This window comes from Acinetobacter sp. TYF_19 (assembly GCF_043105125.1).
Classification (GTDB): Bacteria; Pseudomonadota; Gammaproteobacteria; order Pseudomonadales; family Moraxellaceae; genus Acinetobacter; species Acinetobacter johnsonii.
Genome location: NZ_JBICLH010000084.1, coordinates 43,679 through 67,658 on the forward strand (window position 1 = coordinate 43,679; position 23,980 = coordinate 67,658).

At 41.7% G+C, this 23,980-nt stretch carries 21 protein-coding genes; 14 read left to right on the forward strand and 7 right to left on the reverse strand.

What is annotated here, in order from left to right:
- Window positions 1-52: 52 nt before the first annotated feature.
- Window positions 53-358: a hypothetical protein gene (locus ACF8FD_RS13115; protein ID WP_125273524.1), complete on the forward strand. Its 306-nt coding sequence runs from the start codon at window positions 53-55 to the stop codon at window positions 356-358.
- 9 nt (window positions 359-367) lie between these two features.
- Here the strand turns inward: ACF8FD_RS13115 and ACF8FD_RS13120 are convergent, their stop codons facing one another.
- Window positions 368-667: an AzlD family protein gene (locus ACF8FD_RS13120; protein WP_005400577.1), complete on the reverse strand. Its 300-nt coding sequence runs from the start codon at window positions 665-667 to the stop codon at window positions 368-370.
- Entirely contained in the window at window positions 664-1,410 is a 747-nt protein-coding gene (locus ACF8FD_RS13125) for an AzlC family ABC transporter permease (RefSeq protein ID WP_392453466.1), read from the reverse strand. The genes ACF8FD_RS13120 and ACF8FD_RS13125 overlap by 4 nt, the downstream gene beginning before the upstream one ends.
- Before the next feature lie 163 nt (window positions 1,411-1,573).
- Between ACF8FD_RS13125 and ACF8FD_RS13130 the strand changes: the two genes are divergently transcribed.
- Entirely contained in the window at window positions 1,574-2,029 is a 456-nt protein-coding gene (locus tag ACF8FD_RS13130; RefSeq protein WP_125273521.1) for an Lrp/AsnC family transcriptional regulator, read from the forward strand.
- An 88-nt stretch (window positions 2,030-2,117) separates the two neighbouring features.
- Here the strand turns inward: ACF8FD_RS13130 and ACF8FD_RS13135 are convergent, their stop codons facing one another.
- The gene (locus tag ACF8FD_RS13135) at window positions 2,118-2,630 is read right to left on the reverse strand and encodes a hypothetical protein (RefSeq protein WP_234304737.1); all 513 of its coding nucleotides are present in this window, start codon (window positions 2,628-2,630) and stop codon (window positions 2,118-2,120) included.
- Window positions 2,631-3,059: 429 nt separating this feature from the next.
- Between ACF8FD_RS13135 and ACF8FD_RS13140 the strand changes: the two genes are divergently transcribed.
- From ACF8FD_RS13140 to ACF8FD_RS13155, 4 genes are all read left to right on the forward strand, one after another.
- Window positions 3,060-4,226 (forward strand): ATP phosphoribosyltransferase regulatory subunit, encoded by a 1,167-nt coding sequence (locus tag ACF8FD_RS13140; protein ID WP_184118305.1) that lies wholly within the window; start codon window positions 3,060-3,062, stop codon window positions 4,224-4,226.
- 69 nt (window positions 4,227-4,295) lie between these two features.
- On the forward strand, window positions 4,296-5,615 hold the full coding sequence (locus ACF8FD_RS13145; protein ID WP_004696178.1) for an adenylosuccinate synthase: 1,320 nt from the start codon (window positions 4,296-4,298) through the stop codon (window positions 5,613-5,615).
- Window positions 5,616-5,815: 200 nt separating this feature from the next.
- Entirely contained in the window at window positions 5,816-6,121 is a 306-nt protein-coding gene (locus ACF8FD_RS13150) for a hypothetical protein (RefSeq protein WP_004696180.1), read from the forward strand.
- 186 nt (window positions 6,122-6,307) lie between these two features.
- On the forward strand, window positions 6,308-7,081 hold the full coding sequence (locus ACF8FD_RS13155) for a M48 family metallopeptidase (protein WP_004982314.1): 774 nt from the start codon (window positions 6,308-6,310) through the stop codon (window positions 7,079-7,081).
- A 125-nt stretch (window positions 7,082-7,206) separates the two neighbouring features.
- Here the strand turns inward: ACF8FD_RS13155 and ACF8FD_RS13160 are convergent, their stop codons facing one another.
- A complete protein-coding gene (locus tag ACF8FD_RS13160; RefSeq protein ID WP_234304739.1) occupies window positions 7,207-8,256 on the reverse strand; it encodes an NADP(H)-dependent aldo-keto reductase in 1,050 nt (349 codons plus the stop codon).
- A 186-nt stretch (window positions 8,257-8,442) separates the two neighbouring features.
- A complete protein-coding gene (gene crp, locus ACF8FD_RS13165; RefSeq protein WP_004696183.1) occupies window positions 8,443-9,150 on the reverse strand; it encodes a cAMP-activated global transcriptional regulator CRP in 708 nt (235 codons plus the stop codon).
- Between the two features lie 147 nt (window positions 9,151-9,297).
- Between crp and ACF8FD_RS13170 the strand changes: the two genes are divergently transcribed.
- The 3 genes from ACF8FD_RS13170 to ACF8FD_RS13180 all read left to right on the forward strand — a co-directional run bounded on the left by ACF8FD_RS13170 (window position 9,298) and on the right by ACF8FD_RS13180 (window position 14,204).
- Window positions 9,298-9,720, forward strand: coding sequence for an OsmC family protein (locus tag ACF8FD_RS13170; RefSeq protein WP_004982311.1), 423 nt, complete (start codon window positions 9,298-9,300; stop codon window positions 9,718-9,720).
- 390 nt (window positions 9,721-10,110) lie between these two features.
- Window positions 10,111-12,690, forward strand: coding sequence for an ATP-dependent chaperone ClpB (gene clpB, locus ACF8FD_RS13175; RefSeq protein ID WP_234304740.1), 2,580 nt, complete (start codon window positions 10,111-10,113; stop codon window positions 12,688-12,690).
- A 311-nt stretch (window positions 12,691-13,001) separates the two neighbouring features.
- Window positions 13,002-14,204, forward strand: a complete 1,203-nt coding sequence (locus tag ACF8FD_RS13180) for a DUF945 family protein (protein ID WP_392453467.1) — start codon at window positions 13,002-13,004, stop codon at window positions 14,202-14,204.
- A 123-nt stretch (window positions 14,205-14,327) separates the two neighbouring features.
- Here ACF8FD_RS13180 and rlmKL read toward each other — a convergent pair whose 3' ends face one another.
- Window positions 14,328-16,532: a bifunctional 23S rRNA (guanine(2069)-N(7))-methyltransferase RlmK/23S rRNA (guanine(2445)-N(2))-methyltransferase RlmL gene (gene rlmKL / locus ACF8FD_RS13185; protein WP_234304742.1), complete on the reverse strand. Its 2,205-nt coding sequence runs from the start codon at window positions 16,530-16,532 to the stop codon at window positions 14,328-14,330.
- A gap of 231 nt (window positions 16,533-16,763) precedes the next feature.
- Between rlmKL and ACF8FD_RS13190 the strand changes: the two genes are divergently transcribed.
- The 5 genes from ACF8FD_RS13190 to ACF8FD_RS13210 all read left to right on the forward strand — a co-directional run bounded on the left by ACF8FD_RS13190 (window position 16,764) and on the right by ACF8FD_RS13210 (window position 22,421).
- Window positions 16,764-17,117 carry a hypothetical protein gene (locus tag ACF8FD_RS13190; RefSeq protein ID WP_234304743.1) on the forward strand — a complete coding sequence of 118 codons (354 nt, stop codon included), beginning with the start codon at window positions 16,764-16,766 and terminating at the stop codon, window positions 17,115-17,117.
- Window positions 17,118-17,403: 286 nt separating this feature from the next.
- Window positions 17,404-18,420: an aspartate carbamoyltransferase catalytic subunit gene (locus tag ACF8FD_RS13195; protein ID WP_218288250.1), complete on the forward strand. Its 1,017-nt coding sequence runs from the start codon at window positions 17,404-17,406 to the stop codon at window positions 18,418-18,420.
- A 10-nt stretch (window positions 18,421-18,430) separates the two neighbouring features.
- Window positions 18,431-19,666, forward strand: a complete 1,236-nt coding sequence (locus ACF8FD_RS13200) for a dihydroorotase (protein WP_234304744.1) — start codon at window positions 18,431-18,433, stop codon at window positions 19,664-19,666.
- Window positions 19,667-19,826: 160 nt separating this feature from the next.
- Window positions 19,827-21,284, forward strand: a complete 1,458-nt coding sequence (locus ACF8FD_RS13205) for an OmpA family protein (RefSeq protein ID WP_234304745.1) — start codon at window positions 19,827-19,829, stop codon at window positions 21,282-21,284.
- Between the two features lie 114 nt (window positions 21,285-21,398).
- The gene (locus ACF8FD_RS13210) at window positions 21,399-22,421 is read left to right on the forward strand and encodes a hypothetical protein (protein ID WP_005400589.1); all 1,023 of its coding nucleotides are present in this window, start codon (window positions 21,399-21,401) and stop codon (window positions 22,419-22,421) included.
- Window positions 22,422-22,524: 103 nt separating this feature from the next.
- On the opposite strand, the gene ACF8FD_RS13215 is transcribed toward ACF8FD_RS13210, so the two are convergent.
- Window positions 22,525-23,934, reverse strand: coding sequence for a short-chain fatty acid transporter (locus tag ACF8FD_RS13215; RefSeq protein ID WP_234304746.1), 1,410 nt, complete (start codon window positions 23,932-23,934; stop codon window positions 22,525-22,527).
- Between the last annotated feature and the right edge of the window lie 46 nt (window positions 23,935-23,980).

Genomic DNA, 23,980 nt, shown 5'->3' on the forward strand with positions numbered 1-23,980 from the left:
AGACTTGTGGTTATCATGACTTTATAAACGAAAATAATGTAGAGCAGTGCTTATGTTGATCTTAATTTGGGGATTTATTTTGCTGTTGGCGGTCGCTGTCGTATTTTTAATTTGGTTTCAATTTAAAAATCAGGCAGATAAAACCGATCCAAGCATAGAGCAGAATCAACTGCAAGAAAAAGTACATCATCTTGAAGAAAATTTAAAAAAGACCTTGGAAATTATGCAAGATCTTGCAAAAAAGATGCATGTGCAACAGGAAGTGATCGAACAGACCACGTCTAAGTTGCAAAAAGTTGAGTTACAAAACGCTGAATTGGTGAATATTCTCGCTAAAGCCGTACAGCCTGAACGCTAAAAATTAAGTTTAGATGAGCACGGTACGTAATAATGCCGCGCTCAGCATACTAATCACAACGGTTGGTAAAAGTGAAAAGCGTGAAGCTGCAATCAATGTGATGGCAATGGCGAGTAGATCTGCGACATTGTCTTTGACAAAATAAGGTGCAATTACTGAAATAAGTACGCAGCCGGGAACAACTTCCAAAATCTTTCGTTGTTTGTTGCTTAAAGTTTTATTTTTCAGCAAAACATAGCCCAATATACGCGTCAGATAAGTGGTTGCTGCGACCAATAAAATCGCGATAAGTGTTGTGCTGTGGATCATAGCTCATCCTCCTGAATAAATAAGAAGGTAGAGGCGATGCCACAGATTGCCCCAATAGGCATATACCAACCCGTCGGTAAATATAAATAAGCAATGGACGCACTGATTAGACTGATAAGCCAAGGGCGTGCGGCGCTGAAGCCTTTCCACATACCACGTAGTAAAACCAAAAATACTGCAGCAAAGGCCATATCAAATCCATAACGGTGAACATCGCCTAGCAAAGGACCAAGAATGGCTCCTAAGCTGGTAAAACTGACCCACATCAAATACAGAGCAAAACAGATGCCTGCGTAGTAGGACATGCTAAAGGCCTGTTGTAGCCCAAATCTTTTCTTCTTTTCTGCATCGGCAAGCGTTGCGGCCCAACTTTCATCACACATGAAAAACAGGGCAGGGAAAACCTGTCGATTAGGCAAATGGCGTAAATAGGGCACGAGACTTGCACCCATGAGTAAGTGACGGCTATTGACTAGGAACGTAATGAAAATTAAAACGAGAAAATTGGGTGGATTGGTCCAAACTTCGAGCACAGCAAATTCGGAACCGCCCGCAAAGTTTAGACCAGTAAATAATGGAACTTCTAAATGGCTAAAGCCTTTTTGAGTGGCTTGTGTTCCTAAGACCAAAGCAAAAGGAATAATGCCCAGCAGCATGGGGATAGATGTTTTAATACCACGTTTAAACTCGACGTAATCGGTGGAGTCATTGAGTTCTTGAGTCGTATTTCTAAGGGAGAACATTTTAAATCGCCTATGCGTGCTAGGTTTTGGTGCAGTAGGTGAATAAGTGTAGGGTTTTTTCGAAGATATTTTTTGCTTTATTTAGCTTAATATAGAGCTTGTTTGGAATAATATGCTGTGATTGGTTAAGTCTGAGCAAAATTATGCTTTAGGGGTGGAATTTATGGATCAAACAGATAAGCGTATATTACAAGTACTACAAGTCGATGGGAAACTTCAAAATAATGAACTGGCTCAGCGCATTGGACTGTCTGCTTCACCGTGTTTAAGACGAGTAAAACAACTAGAAGAAGACGGGATTATTCGGGCTTATGTGGCTTTGGTTGATCCTGCTAAAGTGAATCTGCGATTGACCGTTTTTGCACGCATTTGGCTAAAAAGTCAGGATCCGCAAACGGTGAACCAATTTGTTGAATCGATTCGTGAAGTTCCTGAAGTGGTCGAGTGTCATTTAATGGCAGGGGATTGTGATTTCTTTTTACGTATTGTGGTTGCAGATTTGGATGCATATCGGCAGTTTCAAATCCATCGCTTGAATAAAATCCCCAATATACAAAGTATTAAAACAGAAATTCCTTTGCAAAATATCAAACAAACCACAGAACTGCCGATTTGGTAGCTCAAAAGTTGATAACAAAATCGCCCGTGAATGTGGCAGCATGACTCAAAGTGATAGGACTTGTACTCTAATCATGCTGCTTAGGATGTTATGACTCTTCGTTTAAAAAGCCTTCTTTAATTTCTTTAGGTAGATCTGCGTGCCACCATGCATAAATACTGGCTTTAATTTCTTCATCTTCTTCAGGATCATTTAGGGGTTCATCATCTTCACGAACCAGTTCATCACCTTCAAATTTGAACCAAAACTCCCAAGGATCATCATCACCGCAACCCCATGCTTGCGCATGGATGTCTGGAAGCAAGGCTTTCAGGAAGAACAAAATCGCTTCCATGAACTCATCACCTGATGAACCATGTACAAAGTGTGCGATGGAATAACCCGCTAGGGAGTATAGCGATTCAGTACCCAAGTCAAACTCGATATTATCGACGGTATTTAAAATATCTTCGGCCAGTTCAGCGCCATGTTCTGGATTGATGTCACAGACTAAAGCCGTAAATTGACTCGCATCGCCGCGGTGTTCTTGAAATAATCGGTCTAATTTTGACATGATTTGAGCATCTGGATGCTTGTAATATAAGTTGCTGTGCATTTCCATCGAATTTTCCCCAAGTAAAAAATATGTGATTAAAAGTGTTATCGGTATAACGACGTAGTATTTATTGTTGCTGTTAAATTGAGCTGAAGTATAAAAGAATGTGCCTTTTGTGCAAGCATAGGTATAATTGGAAATAAAATATAAAACAAAGTCTTATATGAATTTTTCCAATCTGTGCAGAGCACTAGGCTGAGTTAATATTATTTATTCTGATACTTGGGCATTGTCTAAAGCCATGTTTTGAATGGTTCGCTCAAAATCGGTAAGAATGTATAAAGTTGTTAACGATGACATCGAAACGATAAATTAAATTTTCCGAAATTGTCTAATGCACAGCACATTGTATCGTGATAGACTAAGAGAAATCGGGTGTGCCCCGATTTTTTTATGCGGATTCGTTCCGCGCAGACAAGATTTTAGGTTTACAACATGCCCATTTCAGAGACATGGTTATTACCTGATGGTGTAGCTGATGTACTACCAGAACAGGCGCAAGTGATTGAAACTTTGCGTCGTCAAGCATTAGATTTCCTCGCAACTCGAGGTTATCAGTTGGTGTACACGCCATTCATTGAATACATCGAATCGTTATCTTCTCTTTCAGAATCGAATCAAGATTTAGACTTAGCCACTTTTAAAGTGATTGATCAGCTTTCTGGTCGTTTGCTTGGTGTGCGTGCCGATATGACACCACAAGTGGCTCGTATTGATGCGCATGTACATCCAGTTGAAGGCGTTGCTCGTTATTGCTATGCAGGAACAGTCCTACATACCAAACCACAAGGCTTTAATACCACGCGTACACCTTTGCAGTTAGGTGCTGAGCTATTTGGTTCAGACAGCATTGATGCCGATGTGGAACTGATTGATGTGATGATCAGCCTGCTTGAAAAAACAGGTTTTGCAGACGGTATCCATTTGGATTTAGGCCATGTGGGTTTATTCCGTAGTATGGTGAAAGTTGCGGGTTTAAACAAAGCGACTGAACGTCAACTCTCTGATTTATACCAACGTAAAGCACTGCCAGAATTGGCTGAATTTACCCAAGATTTAAATTTTGGTGCAGACTTTTATACTTTAGGTCGTTATGCAAGTGACTTAGATGCCTTGCAAACGCATTTAAGTTTAGATGTCATTGCCGATGCAGAATTTAAGCACGCTTTTGATGCATTAAAAACTACACAATCTGAGATTCAAGCACGTTGGCCAAATCTTCAGATGGGTATTGATGTGGTTGAGCTACGTTCGTATCACTACCATACGGGCTTAATGTATGCCGTTTATGCACCAAACCGTGCTGCGCCATTGGCACAAGGTGGACGTTATGATGGAATTGGTGAGCACTTTGGGCGTGCACGTCCAGCAACAGGCTTTAGTTGTGACTTATATGCACTTAGTGCAGGTCGTTTTCAGCAAAACAGTCTTGTGGTTGCACCCAAAGGTACTCAAACAGATTTGATCCAAGCGATTGAACACACGCGTGCTCAAGGCATGAGCGTGATTCAACTTTTGGGGCAGGATGATTTAACTACACTTCCATATGCAACGCACCAGTTGGTGAATGTTGCAGGTCAATGGACTGTAGAACAGATTTAATCACTTCTTCAGGTAAGCTAAAACCTGAGAAGTTCTTCAATTTTAACAGCATGATGCAATGAGGCTATTATGGGCAAGAATGTTGTGGTACTCGGTACCCAATGGGGCGACGAAGGTAAAGGTAAAATCGTCGACCTGCTCACAGATCAAGCGGCTGCGGTCGTTCGTTATCAAGGCGGACATAACGCAGGTCATACACTTGTCGTTGGTGGTAAGAAAACTGTATTACACCTCATTCCATCTGGTATTTTACGTGAAAACGTACTGTGCTTAATTGGTAATGGTGTAGTGCTTTCTCCTGAAGCGCTCATCAAAGAGATGGATATTCTTGAAAAAGAAGGCGTGCCAGTTAAAGAACGTCTACGTATTTCTCCGAACTGTCCACTGATTTTGCCAAACCATATTGCACTTGACCAAGCGCGTGAAATCAAGCGCGGTAATGCGAAAATTGGTACCACTGGTCGTGGTATTGGTCCTGCGTATGAAGACAAAGTTGCACGCCGTGCAATTCGTGTTGCAGACTTGGTTCGTGGTGGCGAGCATCTTAAAGCTCAGTTAACTGAACTTCTTGAGTACCATAACTTCCAATTAACGCAATTCTACGGCGTAGAAGCAGTTAAATTAGAAGATGTACTTGCGCTGTGTGATCAATGGCGTGAAGTGGTTGCACCACTTGTGATTGATGTGACTACAGAGCTGCATAATTACCGTAAAAACGGTGATAACATCATGTTTGAAGGTGCTCAAGGTTCACTTCTAGATGTTGACCATGGTACATATCCGTATGTAACGTCTTCAAACACGACTGCTGGTGGCGTAAGCTCAGGTTCTGGTTTGGGTCCATTACATCTTGACTATGTATTGGGTATTACTAAAGCATACACAACACGTGTAGGTGCAGGTCCGTTCCCAACTGAGTTGGTTTATGACGCTGCAAATGACGTAGGTGATGCGATTGGTAAGCACTTAGGGACTGTAGGTTCTGAATTTGGTGCCTCTACGGGTCGTCAACGTCGTTGTGGTTGGTTCGATGCTGAAATCCTTCGTCGTTCTGTAGACGTAAACTCACTTTCAGGTATTTGCTTAACTAAACTTGATGTTCTTGACGGTTTAGAAGAAGTGAAAATCTGCGTAGGTTACGAAGCTGCTGATTCTGGTTGTGTTGGTTCTTCTGATGCGCTTGCATTTGAAACTTTAAAACCAATTTACGAAACAATGCCAGGTTGGTCTGAGTCTACGTTTGGTGCGAAATCAATGGATCAATTGCCACAAGCAGCGATCAACTATGTAAAACGCATTGAACAATTAATCGAATGCCCAATCGATATCATTTCTACAGGTCCAGACCGTGAAGAAACGATTGTTTTACGTCATCCATTTGACGCTTAAGCGATAAGGCATTGAATAAAAACCCTGTCTCGTACAGGGTTTTTTTATTTGTGCGGTACATCTGTACATGCGCTTGACAGATATTGATTTAAGCTGCTGAGATGGAATGATTTTCCCGACTAAAGTTGCATGAATAAGCACGACATAGTGTATAAGTGCTTGTTAGAATAAAATGCACAATAAACAGATGAGCAGGCAGGATGCAAAAGAATATCGCGGGAACTATTTTTTACTCACTACTTTTTGCTATGGGTGGTGCACCAACAATCGCGATGATGATTATTCAAGGGCAAACCACCGATCCAGACGTGATTTATAGTGCGCTCATTGGATTGTCTGTGATTATTGCTTGTATCTTGGTGCCAATCATTCTGCTCCAAAATGCATTTCTGTTTGCAAAGCGTAAAAGTGCGACCCTTGAGGAAAAAATTGAACCCTTAAGCCACCTGTATTTGGGTTTAAATATCCTGTGTTTGGTTTATTGGCTTTTAATTCAGTTTATGTAAGTAGGTTTAAGGTGGCGTGTAGATAAGGCTTTACCGCTGAAATTTGGCTTATTGTACTTAATTGTGAAGATATTTTTACATAATTGCTATGATAAAACGCGGTGATGATATTTAACACTTTAAATCTATTCAATATAATTCAGCACATTATGTAAAATGCTTTGAGATGGATGGAGTTAAGCAATAATGAAAAATAAAATATTAATGAGTTTGTGTGCAGCAAGTGTGGTTACCATTTCAGGTTGTGCAACTTTTGCGGAAGTGGCAGGTGCAGACACTGCAACATTAAATGCAGCAGCAACCCAAGGCTTCAACAAAACAGTGAATGAAGCGCGAAGCACAAAGACCTTAGATACCTCATCTACGACCTATAAGCGTATTTATGGTGTATTCAATCGCTTGAAGCCATATGCCGATCAAATGAATCAAACTGGAACGAAATTTGACTGGCAGTTGGCAGTACTTAAGTCAAATCAGGTCAACGCCTATGTTGCACCTGGTGGTAAGGTGGTGTTCTACACAGGTATTGTCGATAAATTGAACCTAACGGATGCTGAAATTGCAGCGGTGATGGGACATGAGATGGTGCATGCTTTAGAAGAGCACTCGAAGAGTAAAGTGGGTGCGCAGGCATTAACGGATTTGGCATTGGGTATTGGTTTAAGTGCGGCAGGTGTAGGTCAAACAGGTTCAGCAGCAGCGCAGCTAGGTAGTCAAATTGGTATTGGTTTGCCTTACTCACGTAGCTTAGAAAGTCGTGCAGACCAAGGTGGTTTAATGTTGATGGCTAAAGCAGGCTATAACCCTCAAGCCGCAATTAGTCTGTGGGAAAAAATGAATAAGCTTGATGGAGCAGGCGGTTCTTCATTCCTGTCGACACACCCATCAAATAGTCAACGTATTGAAGCAATGCGTAAGAATTTAGCTGCTGCTCAAGCGGTTTATAATCAAAGACGTTAATTTATCTTTGAGTAAAAAAGGACGCTAAGGCGTCCTTTTTTAATGTCAGTTGATGATTTTGAAAAGTATAAATTATTTGTGACAGGTGAAGTCGTGTTTCACCTGAACAGCTAACTAAGAAATATCTATGGCGCAGGATTAGGTTGTTGCTGATGGATAGCTTGAATACCCTGTAAAACTTCTTCCGATAAATCTATCTCAAAGGCTTGGATATTTTCTTTCAGCTGGTCTAAGTTGGTCGCACCAATAATCGTACTGGTCACAAAAAACTGCTGCTTGATGAAGGCTAAAGCCAGTTGCGTCGGCGTTAAACCGTGATGTTCAGCCAGCTGTGCATACTGTTCTGTTGCCCATTCACTCTCTGGGTTGCTATAACGACTAAAGCGGCTGAAAAGCGTCACGCGAGCATTCGCTGGGCGTGCACCATTACGGAATTTACCTGTGAGATAGCCAAAAGCGAGTGGGGAGTAGGCGAGTAAACCAACGCCTTCATATTTCGCAATTTCCGACATACCAATTTCATAAGTACGGTTCAGTAGGCTGTATGGATTTTGCACACTGACAAATTTAGATAGACCAAGCTGTTCTGCAATCTGCAGGAATTTCATGGTGCCCCATGGTGTTTCATTAGATAAGCCAATATAACGAATACGTCCTTTTTGAATCTCTGCTTCTAATGCTTGTAGTGTCTCTTGCAAAGAGGTCACGGTTTGCGTGTTTTGGACTTCACTGTTTTCATAGCCTAATTTGCCGAAAAAGTTGGTTGGGCGCTGTGGCCAGTGTAGTTGATATAAATCGATATAATCGGTCTGTAAACGCTTTAGGTTGCCATCTAGGGCAGAAGAAATGTCGGTTGCATTAAAACGAGTCTGTCCATCACGAATATGACTACCACCTTGAGATGGCCCCGCAATTTTAGAGGCTAAAAATAGCTTGTCCCGACCGCCGCGCTGGGCAATCCATTGACCAATAATGCTTTCGGTCGCACCTTGGGTTTCAGGTTTTGGAGGAACAGGGTACATTTCCGCAGTGTCCCAAAAGTTGATGCCTTGCGCCAAAGCATAGTCAAGTTGCTCAAAAGCTTCCGCTTGGGTGTTTTGTTCACCAAAGGTCATGGTACCGAGACAAATTTCAGGAACCAAAATGCCTGTATTGGCTAAGGGTTTAAATTGCATTCAACATTTCCTTTTATGGACTGCGTTTTTTCGGTCGAATTAGGTTACACAGTTATGCCCAGTAGGTTAAATCACTATTTTTACAAAGTTTGTCATGATTTTGTCAAAGCAGAAGCAGATTTAAAGACATAAAAAAAAGCAAATCCTAAGATTTGCTTTTGGCTGTATCAGCTATGGAGGAAAGTCTTATTCTTCGTCTTCATAGTCATCAGCATTCGCTTTTGACTCTTCTAAAGAGGCATCAAAAATTAAGATGGCTTTACCATCAGTTTCGATCATGCCTTGCTCTTCGAGTGTTTTCAAAACACGACCAACCATTTCACGTGAACAACCGACAATACGTCCAATCTCTTGACGCGTAATACGAATTTGGCGGCCATTTGGTAAAATCATCGCTTCAGGTTGCGACGATAAGTCGATTAGGCAACGTGCAATACGACCTGAAACATCGATAAATGCAAGGTCAGTCACTTTACGTGTGGTATTTTTTAGACGGCGTACCAGCTGTGCAAATACTGCATAGCTTAGGTCAGGGTATTGCTTGCTGAGTTCATGGAAGTTTTCATAAGTTACTTCAGCAATTTCGCAGACATCACGTGTACGCACTTCAGCAGTGCGTTGTGAGTTTGCTTCGAATAGCCCCATTTCCCCAAAAAAATCACCCGCATTTAAATAAGCGACCACGATTTCACGTTCATCGTCTTCACGCAGAATAATGGAGACCGAACCTTTTAAAATCAAATATAAAGATTTAGATTCTGAGCCTGCATCTACGATGGTGGTACGCTTAGGATAACGATTAATATATGCGCGTTTTAATAATGCTTTGACTGACTCGGGGAGTTGACCTGGAGACAGCGCATCAGTGCTTAATTGTGAAAAGCTTGAAGTCATGCTAACGGTTCCGAAAATGGATAAAATATAGATCGCACAGACCTAGGGTGAACTTGTCACACAGTCAGAGCTGAAATTCCTTATCAACTCAATTTATGTTAGTGTACAGTCACTTCGTCAATCTATAGCTTTTTTTAGGTACTTGCAATGCAAACAACTGTTCATTGGTTAGAGAATGTTGCTTTCGAAGCAAAAACTCAAAGTGGTCACAGTGTTATCATGGATGGATCGCCAGAATATGGTGGTGAAAACCGTGGTCCAAGACCAATGGAATTAATCCTGACAGGACTGGGTGGTTGTGCCTCTTTTGACATCGTGACCATACTTAAAAAATCACGCCAAGAAATTACCGATGTACGCTGTGAACTCAAGGCAGAGCGGGCAGATAGCATCCCTGCAGTGTTCACAAAAATCCACTTACATTTTGTGATTACGGGTCATGCGGTGAAGGAAAAACAAGTCGCAAAAGCCGTGGAATTATCGGCAGAAAAGTACTGTTCTGCGAGCAAAATGTTGATGGATGGTGGGGTTGAAATCACCCATGATTTTGAGATTATTGAAGCAAATTAAACACTGACTTTTAAGTCATTTGAGGCTGATCTGGTGATCGGCCTTTTTCATGCTTCACGCTTTTGTTTTGATTCCGTAAACTGGGACACAATTCATCACACGAATAAATAGAAAAATGCGTTGCTTGTTTGATTAATAATTGATCAAATGATTTTGGTTATCACTGATTGATATGCCGTCGTGGTCTTTAATACATAAATAATCTAGGTTGGCGCTTGAAAATAAGGCGGATAAGACCCATCTTATAATCGAGTCTTATGAGTTTATTCTTAAGGTAAACTAATGAAAAATAAGTTAAAATGTAGAAAAATTAATTAAATTTGAATTGAATTTTGAGCAATTGTCCCCATATATTCATCAAGTTCGAAATTTGTTGTGAGGAAAACAAGAATGCGATTTGAAAAATTCACAAACCGCTTACAGCAAGCTCTCTCAGATGCTCAATCACTTGCAGTGGGGAAAGACCATACCGCAATTGAAGGTATTCATATTTTATCAACATTGTTAGATGAAACCTCTAATCTGAGTTTGTTGCAACAAGCGGGTGCCAATTTACCTGCTTTACAAAGCAAATTAAAACAAGCACTAGCTGATGCACCAACACTGACAAATCCTACAGGAGACGTCAACTTAAGTTCAGAGGCAGTCAAAGCACTGAATTTGGCAGATAGCTTCGCGCAAAAAGCAGGCGATGAGTTTTTGTCTACCGATTGGGTGATGCAAGCCTTAGCCGAAGTGGGGGCAACTAAAACGCTACTCAACAGCGTGGGCGTACAAGCAGACAGCTTACGTAAAGTCATTTTAAAAATTCGAGGTGATGAGAAAGTCATGAGCAACAATCATGAAGATCAACGTGATTCTCTGAATAAATACACCATTGATTTAACTGAACGCGCACTTGCAGGTAAGTTAGATCCTGTGATTGGGCGTGATGACGAAATTCGTCGTACCATTCAAGTTTTGTCGCGTCGTACCAAAAATAACCCCGTGTTGATTGGTGAACCCGGGGTGGGTAAAACAGCTATTGTTGAGGGCTTGGCACAGCGGATTATTAACCGTGAAGTGCCTGAAAGCCTACAAGGTAAACGTGTTTTATCCTTAGATTTGGGTTCATTGCTCGCGGGTGCTAAATACCGCGGCGAGTTTGAAGAACGCTTAAAAGCAGTACTGAAAGATTTGTCTAAACAAGATGGTGAAGTCATTTTGTTCATCGACGAATTACATACGCTGGTAGGCGCAGGTAAAGGCGATGGTGCGATGGATGCAGGCAATATGCTCAAACCTGCTCTGGCACGTGGTGAGCTACGCTGTGTTGGCGCAACCACATTAGATGAATATCGCCAATTCATTGAGAAAGATGCTGCGCTAGAGCGTCGCTTCCAAAAAGTGTTGGTCGATGAGCCAAGTGTGGAAGACACCATTGCGATTTTACGTGGTTTGAAAGAGCGCTATGAGGTGCACCATGGTGTGAAAATTTTAGACTCTGCCATCATTGCAGCAGCGAAAATGTCACATCGTTATATCACCGACCGTCAATTGCCTGATAAAGCGATTGATTTAATTGATGAAGCGGCTTCTCGTATCAAAATGGAGCTGGACTCTAAGCCAGAAGCTTTGGATAAACTTGAACGTCGTTTGATTCAATTGAAACTGCAACTTGAAGCAGTGAAAAAGGATGAAGATGCCGGTAGTCGTGCGGAAGTCGCTCATCTTGAAAAGCAAATTAGCGAAGTTCAGCGCGAATACAATGATTTAGAAGAAGTTTGGAAAGCTGAAAAAACCTTAGTTGAAGGTACCAAACAAGTTCAAGCTGAATTAGATCAGGCGCGTATTGCGCTGCAAAAAGCGCAGCGTGAAAACGACTTGGGTGAAATGTCGCGTCTTCAGTATGGTGTGATTCCAGAGTTGGAAAAACGTCTCAATGAAGAAGAAGTCGTTGAGGAAAAAGAAGAGCCAAAACTACTGCGTAACAAAGTCACTGACAATGAAATTGCAGAAGTCGTTAGTGCTGCTACGGGCATTCCAGTGGCTAAAATGATGCAAGGTGAACGTGAGAAACTTCTCCATATGGAAGAGTTCTTACATAACCGTGTCGTTGGGCAGGATGATGCTGTGGTTGCAGTATCCAATGCGGTTCGTCGTTCGCGTGCGGGCTTGTCTGACCCGAACCGACCAAGCGGCTCGTTCTTATTCTTGGGCCCAACTGGTGTTGGTAAAACAGAGTTGACTAAAGCACTGGCAAACTTCTTGTTTGATAGTGACGATGCCATGATTCGTATAGACATGTCCGAGTTTATGGAAAAACACTCTGTCAGCCGTTTGGTGGGTGCGCCTCCTGGTTATGTCGGCTACGAAGAAGGTGGTGTGTTAACCGAAGCTGTACGCCGTAAACCGTATAGTGTCGTGCTGTTCGATGAAGTGGAAAAAGCACATCCCGATGTGTTTAACATCTTGCTCCAAGTGTTGGATGATGGACGCTTAACGGATTCGCAAGGTCGCGTGGTTGACTTTAAAAATACCGTGATCGTCATGACATCGAATTTAGGTTCGAGTGATGTGCGTGAGTTGGGTGATAATCCTTTAGATGAAGAAGTTCGAGCAGTGGTGATGAATGCTGTGACGCAACATTTCCGTCCAGAGTTTATCAACCGTATTGATGAGTTAGTGGTCTTCCATTCACTCAAAAAAGCGCAAATTCGTGGTATTGCCGATATCCAATTGGCTCGTTTACGTGATCGTTTGGTTGAAAAAGATATGCGCTTAACGGTGGATGATCAAGCCTTTGACTTATTGATTGACGCTGGTTTTGACCCTGTTTACGGTGCACGCCCATTGAAACGTGCCATCCAGCAACAGGTTGAAAACAACTTAGCTCAAAAAATATTGTCGGGTTACTATGTGGCCGGAGACAATATTATGATCACTGCACAAGATGGTCAGTTGAGCTTTGACAAAGTGAAAATGAGTTAATCATTTAAACGGTTCATTGAAACTAAAAAACCCAGCTTCGGCTGGGTTTTTTATTGCGTGATAGAAATGTTAAAAGATGACACTTTTAAGCAAAAATGTGACGTAAGTTTTCACATTTATGTGATGGGCATGGCATCTAAGGGGTTTATTTGCAAAACAATTATCTTTATTTAAAGATTCTCTTTATAATTTATTTTAATAAAAAACAAACAACTTGAGATAGAAGAAATGACTCAATTGAAGTGGGGTATTGGAGGCGTACTTACGCTTGCTGTGTCGCAGTAGGGGGGAATCTTTATGCGGATAAAAGTTTGAAGGCTTATTATCAACACAGCACCAAACAGTCGAATGATTTAAAGTTGCAATATCAACAATTTCAAATGGGGGCTTTAAATGGCAGTGCAAACTGGACCGCTGAATTAGTCCTAGACCCATGCAAACCGAAAGAAGTGATCCAATTGAAGGGGCAGGATCATATTCAACGGAGTTGGAATGGATATGCGATTCGTTCAGATATTAACATTACTCAGGCACCCGGTGCAATTCAGTCTTTGTTGAAGGAACCACTTAAAGTACAAAGCAAAGTGAACTGGTTAGGGACTTTGAATAGTACCTTGACTACGCCAGTGATTACCCGCAATGAGGCTCAACTCCAGTCTAGATTAGACCCGATGACATTAAAGTTTCGGGCAAAACCGATCGAACAACAGCTTAAGATACTGGATTTGCAGCTTGAAATTCCAAATTTAACAGTCACTGATCCAAATATACATTTGCAAATGATGGGGCTGAAGTTAGAAAGCAACCAAGGATTGAATGGCGAGTATCTTGAGGCGGGTGAAACCAAAATTCAGATGGATCTGCTGAAAATGTCAGATCGAGATATTAAGAAACCCATCAATGCTGAACTAAAGAATTTTAGTATAGAAACGCAAAGTGAACTGACAGACCGAGTTGTAAACACTGAAATGTTGTTGCGTCTAGATGAAATGAAAATGCCTTCAGCACCCGCCGTCCAAAACGTACAGTTTAATTTTAATGTACTCGATGTAAACCGACAAAAATTACAGACGCTGTTTGATATTTTGGCGAAAAGTGAAAACAGTTGTTTGGCAAAAGAGGCAATGGAAAAAGATATGGAGCCTGCTTTATTGGCAGTGATCAATGAAGGTTTCCGTTTTGAATCCAAAGAGAACCAATTTGCTATCGGGGAAGGGGTTGCACAAGCGAGTGTGACGGGGCGTATTATGCCGAGTCATCAATCGACGGTGATGGGTATGGTGAAAATGATGCCGAGTTTAATGGAATACAGAGCAGATGTTCAGTTTGATAAAAATATGATCTCGCGCATCATGAATAATTATCTGCAAAAAGGAGGCATCAGCATGTCTGATCAAGAGATCGAAAGCATGCTTTCGACGATGCAGAGTTCAGGGCAGGTGAAACGTGAAGGGAATGTCATGAAAATGTCAGTTGATTACAAATATGGGCAAACCAATTTCCTGACTGAATAATGTAAAAGATGATGATCTAACATAATAAAAGGGACGTATTTCGTCCCTTTTTTATATCTGAACATTGTCTAATACATAATTTAGTGAAGATGAAAGACCTGCTGGTATTTCATCTTCAGTGCATTAGTTTTTTGGATGGGTAATTTTCCATGCACGGTGGATTTTTTGATTGCGCTTGAAATCAGGCCCAATGGTTTCACTGGTAATTTCTTCGACATCAAAGAACGCTAAAATTTCTTCGTCCATTTCAAAACCACGGTAGTTGTTCGAGAAGTACAAAGTACCATCCGTGGTTAAACGGTTCATTGCACGTTTCAGCAAGGATAAATGGTCGCGTTGTACATCAAAGGTACCGTAGAACTTCTTCGAGTTTGAGAAGGTTGGTGGGTCAATAAAGATCAGCTCATACTGTTCATGACCTTCTTTTAACCACTCAAAACAGTCGCTTGCAAAGAATTGATGTTGTTCATCAGCATGATCGACTGTTAAGCCGTTCAAGACGAAGTTCTCTTTAGACCAGTTCAAATAGGTATTTGAAAGATCGACACTGGTTGTGCTTGCTGCACCACCTAAAGCGGCATGTAAGCTGGCTGTAGAGGTATAGCTGTACAAGTTCAAGAAGTGTTTACCACGCGCTTCATTTGCAATACGTAAGCGGATTTGACGGTGGTCTAGGAACAAACCTGTATCTAAGTAATCGGTTAAGTTGACCAAGACTTTTGCCTTGCCTTCTTGCACGATAAAACGCTTAGATGCTGTACTTTGCTTGGTGTATTGATTTTTACCTTCTTGGCGCGCACGCGTTTTGATAAAAATCGCATCACGGCCTAAACCTGTCACCGCACGAATTGCCTGTAAAGCAAGATTGAAACGCTTTTTGGCTTTTTCAGGATCGATTTTTTTTGGTGGCGCATATTCTTGGACATGTAAACGTTCACCATACAAATCGACTGCGACGTTAAAGTCTGGAAGATCGGCATCATATAAACGTAAACAGTGAATGTTTTCTTTTACTGCCCATTTCTTTAAGGTCTGCATGTTCTTTTGTAAACGGTTAGCAAAGTCTTCAGCGCCTTCAATTGCTTCAAACTGCTGAGGCTGCCATGTTTCCAAGAATGGCTTGATCACTGCAACAGGTTTAACTGAACCTGAACGCACGTAAATTGGCAATTTACCATTCATCAAACGCATGGTTTGCGGGTCATTCAGTGCCAATACATCAGCTTGCTCAACGGCTGCTGCGATGACCGCTGCGGTCTGATTTGGGAAGTTCTTTTGCAGTAAAGCAGATAAGCCTAAATATAAAGCACGGTTTGAGGCTTTATCACCTAAACGCTCACCATAAGGAGGGTTGGTCACAATAAAGGCGGTTTTGCCTTCGGCTTCAAAGTTTGGCCAGTCAGCCAAAGTCCGTTCTTCGATTTGGATCTGGTCAAGTACACGTTCAAAGCCAGCAGCAATAATGTTTTGCTTGGTGGCTTTTACCGCTTCCCAGTCTGCATCAAATGCGTAGAACTTAGGGAGCGGTTGTTCCAAGGCTGCTTGATGACGTTCAGCTGCTTCCGCTTTAATGCTCATCCACAGATCATGATCATGGCCATTCCAGCCATTGAAACCGAAACGACGAACTAAACCGGGTGCACGGTCAGTCAGCATCATCAATGCTTCAATAATGAACGTCCCAGAACCACACATTGGGTCAAGGAAAATATCGGGTCTTTTTGCAAGGAGCTTGGCTTTTTGTAAAATTGCAGCGGCTAAGTTTTCTTTAATTGGGGCATCGGTCATATAACGACGGTAGCCACGTTTATGCAGTGAATCACCAGATAAGTCTAAACAGTAGGTGTGTTCAGTTTTTCCTGCGAGTGCATAAATGGTAATTTCAGGTTGCTTAATATCAATACTTGGACGCTTACCGACAGCTTCCATGAATGAATCCACGATACCGTCTTTTACACGTAAAGTTGCAAACTGGCTGTTCACCTTAATTTCACGTTCAATATGTAAACGAACGGCGAAGGTGCTTTGTGGTGCAAAAATCAGCGACCAGTCAAAGTTCATTGCACCTTCGTAGAGCTCTTCAGCAACATCACGTGCGTCATGGCTAAATTCCAGTTCATGGACATGAATGGGTGTGAGTACACGTGACGCAAGACGCGACCACATACAAATGCGATAGGCATGTTCCAGTGTACCTTTGAAAACTAAACGCCCAGGAAAACGTTCAATGTTTTGAACACCTAAACCTTCTAATTCTTCTTGGAGTAAGGTTTCTAAGCCATCGGCACACGTAACCCAATAGCTGCTTAAACGCGAAGCGGTTTTCATAAATTTGAGAGACCAAAATAAAACAAAATAAACTCGCTAAAGTTTAACGTATTTTGCCTCTGAATGGTTTTTTAAATATGCCTCTACTCAGCGGAAATATCAAAATAAATGAATCACCATGTGAACAATAACGTTTTTGGTACGTATTTTGCTAAATCCTTGCAAGTTTAATTTGCTGACTGATTTCTGATAGATTGTCAGTAAAAATTTTTCACTTGAAAGGGGATGAATATGTCGACCAAGTTAGATCGCGGTGTTGTAAGTCATGCTGATGCTTTTTCAATTGCAACTTTACTTTATGCACGTCTGCGCCGTGTATCGGGGCGTGTAATTGATGTGATGTATTTGGTGGAAAATCCAAGTTATGCACGTCAGATGGCAGAGCTTGCTTTAAGTACAGAAGATGCTGAACTGATTCGATTGGTGAGTCGTTTAGACAGTGTCATGGATGTTTTTAACTATGAAGAAACCGCCGTGATCGAAAAACCTAAACAGCTCGACACGACACGACATGAGTTGGAAGCCACTGAAGAAGAAATCTACCGTGCCCAAGTGTCACATCACTATATTGGCGCTTTACGATAAGAGTTGCTGAAGTTGGATCGCTCTCGCAAGAGAGCTTTTTTAAATGTCCGCTTGGGATAAATGAGATAAGAAACTCTATGGAATTGATATTTATAGCAATTTGATGAACTCTGAATTTGGCTAATTTAGCCTTTGATGGTTTAATTTAACTGGTTGAAATAATAGATAAGAATTTCATAATCTTAGTTTTGAAGCCGATGATAATTAAGGCAATTGTTTTAAACTGAGGTCCAAATCAAAAAGAAAATCTGTATAATGCGTTAACTTAACGTACAAGGAATCTCTCATGCACTTGGCAGCATTGCATACTCCGAGTCAGATTCAACTCAACCAAGATGGTCATCTCAAACACTTCCTCACCATCGAAGGCCTTTCTAAAGAAACTCTTACAAAAATATTGGACACCGCGCAGTCCTTTTTTAATGACCAAAATCAGCTGATTACCAACAACCTCTTAGAAGGTCGAACGGTAATGAACCTTTTCTTTGAAAACTCAACCCGTACTCGTACCACTTTTGAAGCAGCGGCAAAGCGTCTTTCTGCAAATGTATTAAATATCGATATCGCACGTTCAAGTACTTCCAAAGGGGAGACGCTCAGAGACACTTTATGGAACTTAGAAGCGATGGCTGCGGATATTTTTGTAGTACGTCATTCTTCGTCGGGTGCGGCACATTTTATTGCCCAAACCGTTTGTCCGCATGTCGCAATTATCAATGCAGGTGATGGCCGTCATGCGCATCCAACACAAGCTATGTTGGACATGCTGACCATTCGCCGTGAAACCAAAAAGAAATTTGAAGATATTTCAATTGCCATCATTGGTGATATTAAACACTCACGCGTGGCGCGTTCAGATGTTGCTGCATTACAAACTCTGGGGTGTAAAGACATTCGCGTAATTGCACCGAACACGCTACTGCCATACGGCTTTGATGAATATGGTGAAGGCGTACGTCTATTTAATAACATGGAAGCAGGGATCCGAGACTGCGACGTGATTATTACCTTACGCATTCAAAATGAACGCATTGATTCGCCCGCGCTGTCATCTCAAGCTGAATTCTACAAAATGTACGGTTTAAACAAAGAACGTCTTGCAATGGCAAAACCTGATTGCATCGTAATGCATCCGGGACCTATGAACCGTGGTGTAGAGATTGATTCCAGTATTGCCGATGGTCCACAGTCTGTGATTTTAAATCAGGTGACCAATGGGATTGCTGTACGTATGGCAGTTTTGGCGCTTGCAATGCAAGGTCAACTGCAAGAGCAAGGTTTGTTAGACGCGATTGCGGTATAAGGAATAAGTCATGACTGTTGTAAAAATTGAAAATGTACGTGTTCTTGACCCAATTCATCGAACAGATACGGTTCAAACGGTATATATCGAAAATGGCAAGTTGGTTGCTGAAACAGCCAATGTCACTGAAACAATTGATGGTCAAGGCAAGTGGTTGATGCCAACGATGGTGGACTTATGTGCACGCCTACGTGAGCCGGGTCAGCAACAGCACGGGACATTAAAATCAGAAGGTCGTGCTGCGCGTGAAAATGGTATTTTGCATGTGTTTACACCGCCAGACTCAAAACCAATTGTGCAAGACAATGGTGCTTTGATTCATGGTCTGATGGAAAAAGCGATGCTGGATGGTGGTATTTATCTTGAAGTGATTGGTGCTCAAACCCAAGGCTTACAAGGTAAGCAACCTGCAAATATGGCGGGTCTCAAAAAGGGTGGTTGTACAGCCGTTTCAAATGCCAATGCACCTTTTGCAGACGATGATGTGGTGCTGCGCACTTTAGAATACGCAGCAGGTCTTGGTATGACGGTGGTGTTTTATGCAGAAGAACCGCAAATTGCCAAAGATGGCTGTGTCCATGAGGGCTTTGTGGCATCGCGTCAGGGCTTACCGACCATCCCTGCGATTGCCGAAACCATTGCGATTGCCAAGTATTTGCTAATGATTGAAGCGACGGGTGTTCGTGCTCACTTTGGCTTATTGTCTACAGGCACTTCTGTCGATTTGATCAAAATCGCTAAAGATAAAGGCCTGCCAGTCACTTGTGATGTGGCAATGCATCAGCTGCATTTAACAGATCAGTTGATTGATGGCTTTAACTCACTTGCACATGTCCGTCCGCCGTTACGTGCTGAGTCGGATAAAGAGCTCCTTCGCCAAGGTGTGAAAAGTGGAGTGATCGATGCGATTTGTACACATCATGAACCGTTAAGCAGTTCTGCAAAGCTAGCACCATTTGCTGAAACGCAACCGGGCATCACTGCTTTTGATACCTATGTAGCTTTTGGTGTGCAATTGGTACGTGAAGGTTTATTTAGTCCTTTGGAATGGGTCGAAAAAGTCACGATTGCACCTGCCACGGTAGCCAATATGCTTGAACGTTGGACTGCTGAAGCAGGCTGGGTATTGGTTGATCCTGAGTTAGACTGGATTGTGAATAAAGACAATATTTTGTCGCAAGGTAAAAATACACCTTTGATCAATCAAGTGGTGAAAGGAAAAGTTCTAAAAACTTTTGCAGCTTAAACATTGCATTACACGTGGATTAAAAAGTCAGCTTCGGCTGGCTTTTTTATTGGACCTAGATAAAACTGATGTAAATACAATATTTTACAAAGTATAAAAAATGAACAGATAAACTGAAAAATGACGATGAAAACAATGAGAAAAAGTGGGGTAAGACTTCATGAATGTCGATTTTATGGATTTACTAAAACAAAATGTCTCTGCAATTGTTTTAGAGGGTGATACACAACATTTACTTGAAAAAAATCAAGCAATTCAATCCTTTTTACCAATTTTACTGTCTATATTAAAGTCAAAATCTGAATTGATTCCTGCATTTCAACAGCAGTTGAATCCACGTCTCAATGATGCTTTTGCATCGAATGTCAGTCTAAAGCAACAGTTTTTGGAGCATGTCCGCGGGCCAGCACCCGCAGATGAAATTGAAAGTACCTTGAGCCGTTCGATTACACCTACATTAGCATTTTTAGCCACTGAGGCAGGCTCTTCAGAACCTGAAGCGATTTCCCATTTACTAGAGGTCAACACAGATTCCATTAGTCGTGCATTACCTGAGTGGGCAAGCGCGTTACTGGCTGGATTAGGGGTAAATACCTTACAAGGACAGGCTACACATGTCGCACCTGCAAGTGTACATGCCACAAAAGTAGATGAGAAACGGTCATTTTTACTGCCAATTTTGGCTTTAATTATTTTTGCGGCATTGTTTGCTTTTATTTTTAGGGCCTGTACCGAAAAAGCCACGACTGAAACAGCACCAGTTGCAAATGTGAATGCCAGCCAACCTGCTAAATTTCAAATCACCACAGGGGCAAGAGGAGACTTGGTCACTTGCCAAATTTTCTCAGCCAATGCAGCTTATGTTGAAATTTTGCAAAAAGAAGTAAAGCAAATTTTTAATAATAGCATCGGCTGTGGTGCAGATATGCAGAGTATGTATCACACTGAATTTATTGACCAAGATGCGATACCCAGTGTAATCAGTGCATTGAAAGGTGTGCCAAATATAAATTTAACATGGTTTGGCAATCAGTTATCGATTCAATCACAAGATCCAGCCAATGCACTTAAAGTGGCAGATCAAATTAAACCTTTACTGCGTAATATGACAGTTGTGACGCAGCAACCACTGGATGTAAACCGTGCCGTGGATACCAGTATTAGTGATGCTGAGCGTGCGCTGGCAGAAATTAATCCTGAGCAAGTTCGAGCATTAGATGTTGCCACGGCATTGAATTTGCAAATTATTAACTTTGATACAGCTTCATCGACGATACCTGATGCCAATAAGTCGATCTTGGATCAGGCCGCAGCGCTTATGCAAAAAGCACCGCAAGTCAAACTTACCGTGATGGGGCATACAGATGCAACGGGAGATGCGGCAGTCAATAAAACTTTGTCGCAAAATCGGGCACAAGCGGTGGTGGATTATTTAATTTTTAAAGGTGTCGATCCTGCGCAGTTGAGAGCCATTGGTTATGGGCAAGAAAAGCCAATTGCAGACAATCAAACCGATGAAGGCAAGTTTAAAAACCGCCGTATCGAGTTTGAGGTTTTAAATACAGACTCTGGCGTGGTGCGTGAAGTGGATGATCGTGGTGTTGAAAAGGTCAACTAAGCGATGTTTTAACCCTGCTACGGCAGGGTTCTTTTATTTAGCTACTCGCATAAAAGCTTATTTTTTGGTTAAATACGCTGCGAAAAACAACAGCCTTATGGTTTTATAACAATGATGAAGAAAACAATTTTTGCCAGTCTAATCTTGAGCAGTTTATTTTTAAGTGCTTGTAACCGAACCGAGAATAAAACAGAAACGGTTGCTGAACCGCAAGAAATGTCAGATTGGAGTTGTACGGCTCCTGCCAACGTTGAACAAATTCAAGCGCATTTAAAAGCTGAATACTTAAAAGCCCTAGACCGTCGTCTGCGTGATAGCCGTGAATATGAGGCCGATGAAAAATTATTAACGCAGATTAATAACGGTATTCGCTTTGAAATTAAAGGGATTTCAACAACTACAGAAAAACCTGAAACTGCGAAGCAATTGGACTGCGAAAGCCAGTTGGTGGTGATTTTCCCGAAAGGGTTACAGAAACGTGCTGAAAATGCGTTTTTAGCGCGTCCATGCGAAGAGTGTGAGGACGGTTATCAAAGTACTTTACGTGATGTCTTAGAAGAGGGTGAATATTCACTCAACTTAGACAATGATCAGCTACAAGGTGCATTTAGCTATAACATTATTAAAACGGATAAAGAAGGCATTAGCCTCAATGTACCGAATCAAAATGGCGTGATTGATGGTGTAGTGTTGGTGACTCAGCATGCGGTTCAGTTTGCGGCATATGAAAAAGAAAATGCAGAAATACAAAAGAATATAAAACAATATAATGAGCAAGAAGTTGCGCAGATGGAACTGGCACAGAAAGCCATGAATATTCGTAAGAAAGAATTGGACGCTGACCAAGTCAAGGTAGTGGAACGTCTTAACCAAACTTGGGACAATTTCACTGAGGAACAAAAACAGCAGCTACAACAAGACCAAACGGAGTGGTTTGAAAAGCGTGATGTGGACTGTAAAGTGATTTCCCAAAAAAGTGTCTACCAAATGACGGATAGTGAAAAAGAAACCTATCAAAAGCAGTCGCAATATTGGGATGATGCTTTACGTGCCCAAGATCAACAATTGCAATATACCAAGTGCTTTAATCAAAAAACCAATGAGCGCATTGTGTATTTAAATAATGTGTTTAATTAGTTGGGCTAGGTAAAAAATACGCTTTATTTGAGTATTTATAGAATGAGAAAAGGACGAATATGATTCGTCCTTTTTTTATTTAGATTGTATTTTTTGTCCTCGTTTAGAAGGTAGGTGGCATATAGGTCAGGCTACGGCCTAAAATCCAAAGCAGGAACAGCACCAAAGGTAGGTGGAAAACCAATTGAGTGACGGTAAAGCCAATCACATCTTTGGCTTTTAATTTGAGAATGCCGAGCATGGGCAGCATAAAAAATGGGTTGATTAAATTCGGCAAGGCTTCAGCAGCATTATAGATTTGCACCGACCAGCCTAAATGCACTTTCAAATCATGTGCAGCTTGCATGACATAGGGTGCTTCAATAATCCATTTACCACCGCCAGAAGGAATGAAAAAGCCTAAAATGGCAGAATATAAGCCCATCACAATGGCAAAGGTTTCTTTGGAGGCAATCGAAACAAAAAACTCAGCAATATAATGTGATAGCGACAAATCATGACTGTTCAGTGCTTGCGTCATCATAAAGGCGATACTGCCATACAGTGGAAACTGAATCAGGACACCTGAGACTGCTGGCACGGCTTTGGTGACAGCATTGAGGAAATTTCGTGGCGTACCATGTAGTGCAATACCCAGCATCAGGAAAATAAAGTTGTAGGTATTTAGGCTTGAAATGGCCAAGATCGGATTACTTTTGCTGAACTCATTGAACATCCAAACTAGACCCAAGAGCACAATCAAGATACTCAATAAAGGCGAGTTCTCTAACCAGTCTCCTGGGCGTTTTGTGGTTGCTGTCGGCTTAGTTTCTTCCTCAAACTGGATGGGGAATTGATCAATGGTTTTAATGTCTTGCCCTTTGGGTGCAGACCAAAATGCAATAGCAATCGAGGCAATAATCAATACAGCCGTCATGATCATCGACTGAGGCAAGAAAATGGTTTCGGTGAAGGGAATCACACCGGTTAGATTGTAAATCGATTCGGGCAGGCTGGATTTGTTGGCTTGCAGTTGTGCCGCAGAAGAACTAATACCTAAGGCCCACGTTGCTCCCATACCAATAATCGCGGCGGCAGCGGCAGCACGATAGTCCATATTCAGTTCTTTGCGTTTAGCTAACGCAATCACCAGCAGGGCAGTCAGTACCGTACTCATTGCCCAGTTAATCAGCGAAATTAATAAACTGACCGTGGCAACAAGAACAATTGCACCGCGACCACTATGGGGAATTCGGGCCATTTTTTGAATCAGCAGCTCTACAGGCTTTGAAACAGAAACCACATAACCAACCACAATCAGCATACACATTTGTAAGGTAAAAGGGATCAGACTCCAAAAACCATCACCAAAGAAAACTGCGACATCTTTGGCAGGTGCGCCAATGCTGATCGAGGCAATCGCGACGATCACTACACCCAATAGGGCAAAAATATAAGAGTCTGGAAACCATTTCTCTGACCAATCACTGACACGTAGTGCAAAACGTTGCAAAATATTTTGAGAGTTTTCCATGCATTGATTCCATTTTTATCTATGGGGTATGAATTTTTGATTCAGC

What these genes read in the sequence shown, in the direction of transcription:
- ACF8FD_RS13210 (WP_005400589.1), top strand. Translation starts at nt 21,399, where the DNA reads ATGAAGAAAACAATTTTTGCCAGTCTAATCTTGAGCAGTTTATTTTTA.
- crp (WP_004696183.1), bottom strand. Translation starts at nt 9,150, where the DNA reads ATGACTTCAAGCTTTTCACAATTAAGCACTGATGCGCTGTCTCCAGGT.
- ACF8FD_RS13195 (WP_218288250.1), top strand. Translation starts at nt 17,404, where the DNA reads ATGCACTTGGCAGCATTGCATACTCCGAGTCAGATTCAACTCAACCAA.
- ACF8FD_RS13160 (WP_234304739.1), bottom strand. Translation starts at nt 8,256, where the DNA reads ATGCAATTTAAACCCTTAGCCAATACAGGCATTTTGGTTCCTGAAATT.
- ACF8FD_RS13215 (WP_234304746.1), bottom strand. Translation starts at nt 23,934, where the DNA reads ATGGAAAACTCTCAAAATATTTTGCAACGTTTTGCACTACGTGTCAGT.
- ACF8FD_RS13120 (WP_005400577.1), bottom strand. Translation starts at nt 667, where the DNA reads ATGATCCACAGCACAACACTTATCGCGATTTTATTGGTCGCAGCAACC.
- ACF8FD_RS13150 (WP_004696180.1), top strand. Translation starts at nt 5,816, where the DNA reads ATGCAAAAGAATATCGCGGGAACTATTTTTTACTCACTACTTTTTGCT.
- ACF8FD_RS13200 (WP_234304744.1), top strand. Translation starts at nt 18,431, where the DNA reads ATGACTGTTGTAAAAATTGAAAATGTACGTGTTCTTGACCCAATTCAT.
- ACF8FD_RS13205 (WP_234304745.1), top strand. Translation starts at nt 19,827, where the DNA reads ATGAATGTCGATTTTATGGATTTACTAAAACAAAATGTCTCTGCAATT.
- ACF8FD_RS13145 (WP_004696178.1), top strand. Translation starts at nt 4,296, where the DNA reads ATGGGCAAGAATGTTGTGGTACTCGGTACCCAATGGGGCGACGAAGGT.
- rlmKL (WP_234304742.1), bottom strand. Translation starts at nt 16,532, where the DNA reads ATGAAAACCGCTTCGCGTTTAAGCAGCTATTGGGTTACGTGTGCCGAT.
- ACF8FD_RS13140 (WP_184118305.1), top strand. Translation starts at nt 3,060, where the DNA reads ATGCCCATTTCAGAGACATGGTTATTACCTGATGGTGTAGCTGATGTA.
- ACF8FD_RS13190 (WP_234304743.1), top strand. Translation starts at nt 16,764, where the DNA reads ATGTCGACCAAGTTAGATCGCGGTGTTGTAAGTCATGCTGATGCTTTT.
- ACF8FD_RS13170 (WP_004982311.1), top strand. Translation starts at nt 9,298, where the DNA reads ATGCAAACAACTGTTCATTGGTTAGAGAATGTTGCTTTCGAAGCAAAA.
- ACF8FD_RS13135 (WP_234304737.1), bottom strand. Translation starts at nt 2,630, where the DNA reads ATGGAAATGCACAGCAACTTATATTACAAGCATCCAGATGCTCAAATC.
- ACF8FD_RS13115 (WP_125273524.1), top strand. Translation starts at nt 53, where the DNA reads ATGTTGATCTTAATTTGGGGATTTATTTTGCTGTTGGCGGTCGCTGTC.
- ACF8FD_RS13155 (WP_004982314.1), top strand. Translation starts at nt 6,308, where the DNA reads ATGAAAAATAAAATATTAATGAGTTTGTGTGCAGCAAGTGTGGTTACC.
- ACF8FD_RS13130 (WP_125273521.1), top strand. Translation starts at nt 1,574, where the DNA reads ATGGATCAAACAGATAAGCGTATATTACAAGTACTACAAGTCGATGGG.
- clpB (WP_234304740.1), top strand. Translation starts at nt 10,111, where the DNA reads ATGCGATTTGAAAAATTCACAAACCGCTTACAGCAAGCTCTCTCAGAT.
- ACF8FD_RS13125 (WP_392453466.1), bottom strand. Translation starts at nt 1,410, where the DNA reads ATGTTCTCCCTTAGAAATACGACTCAAGAACTCAATGACTCCACCGAT.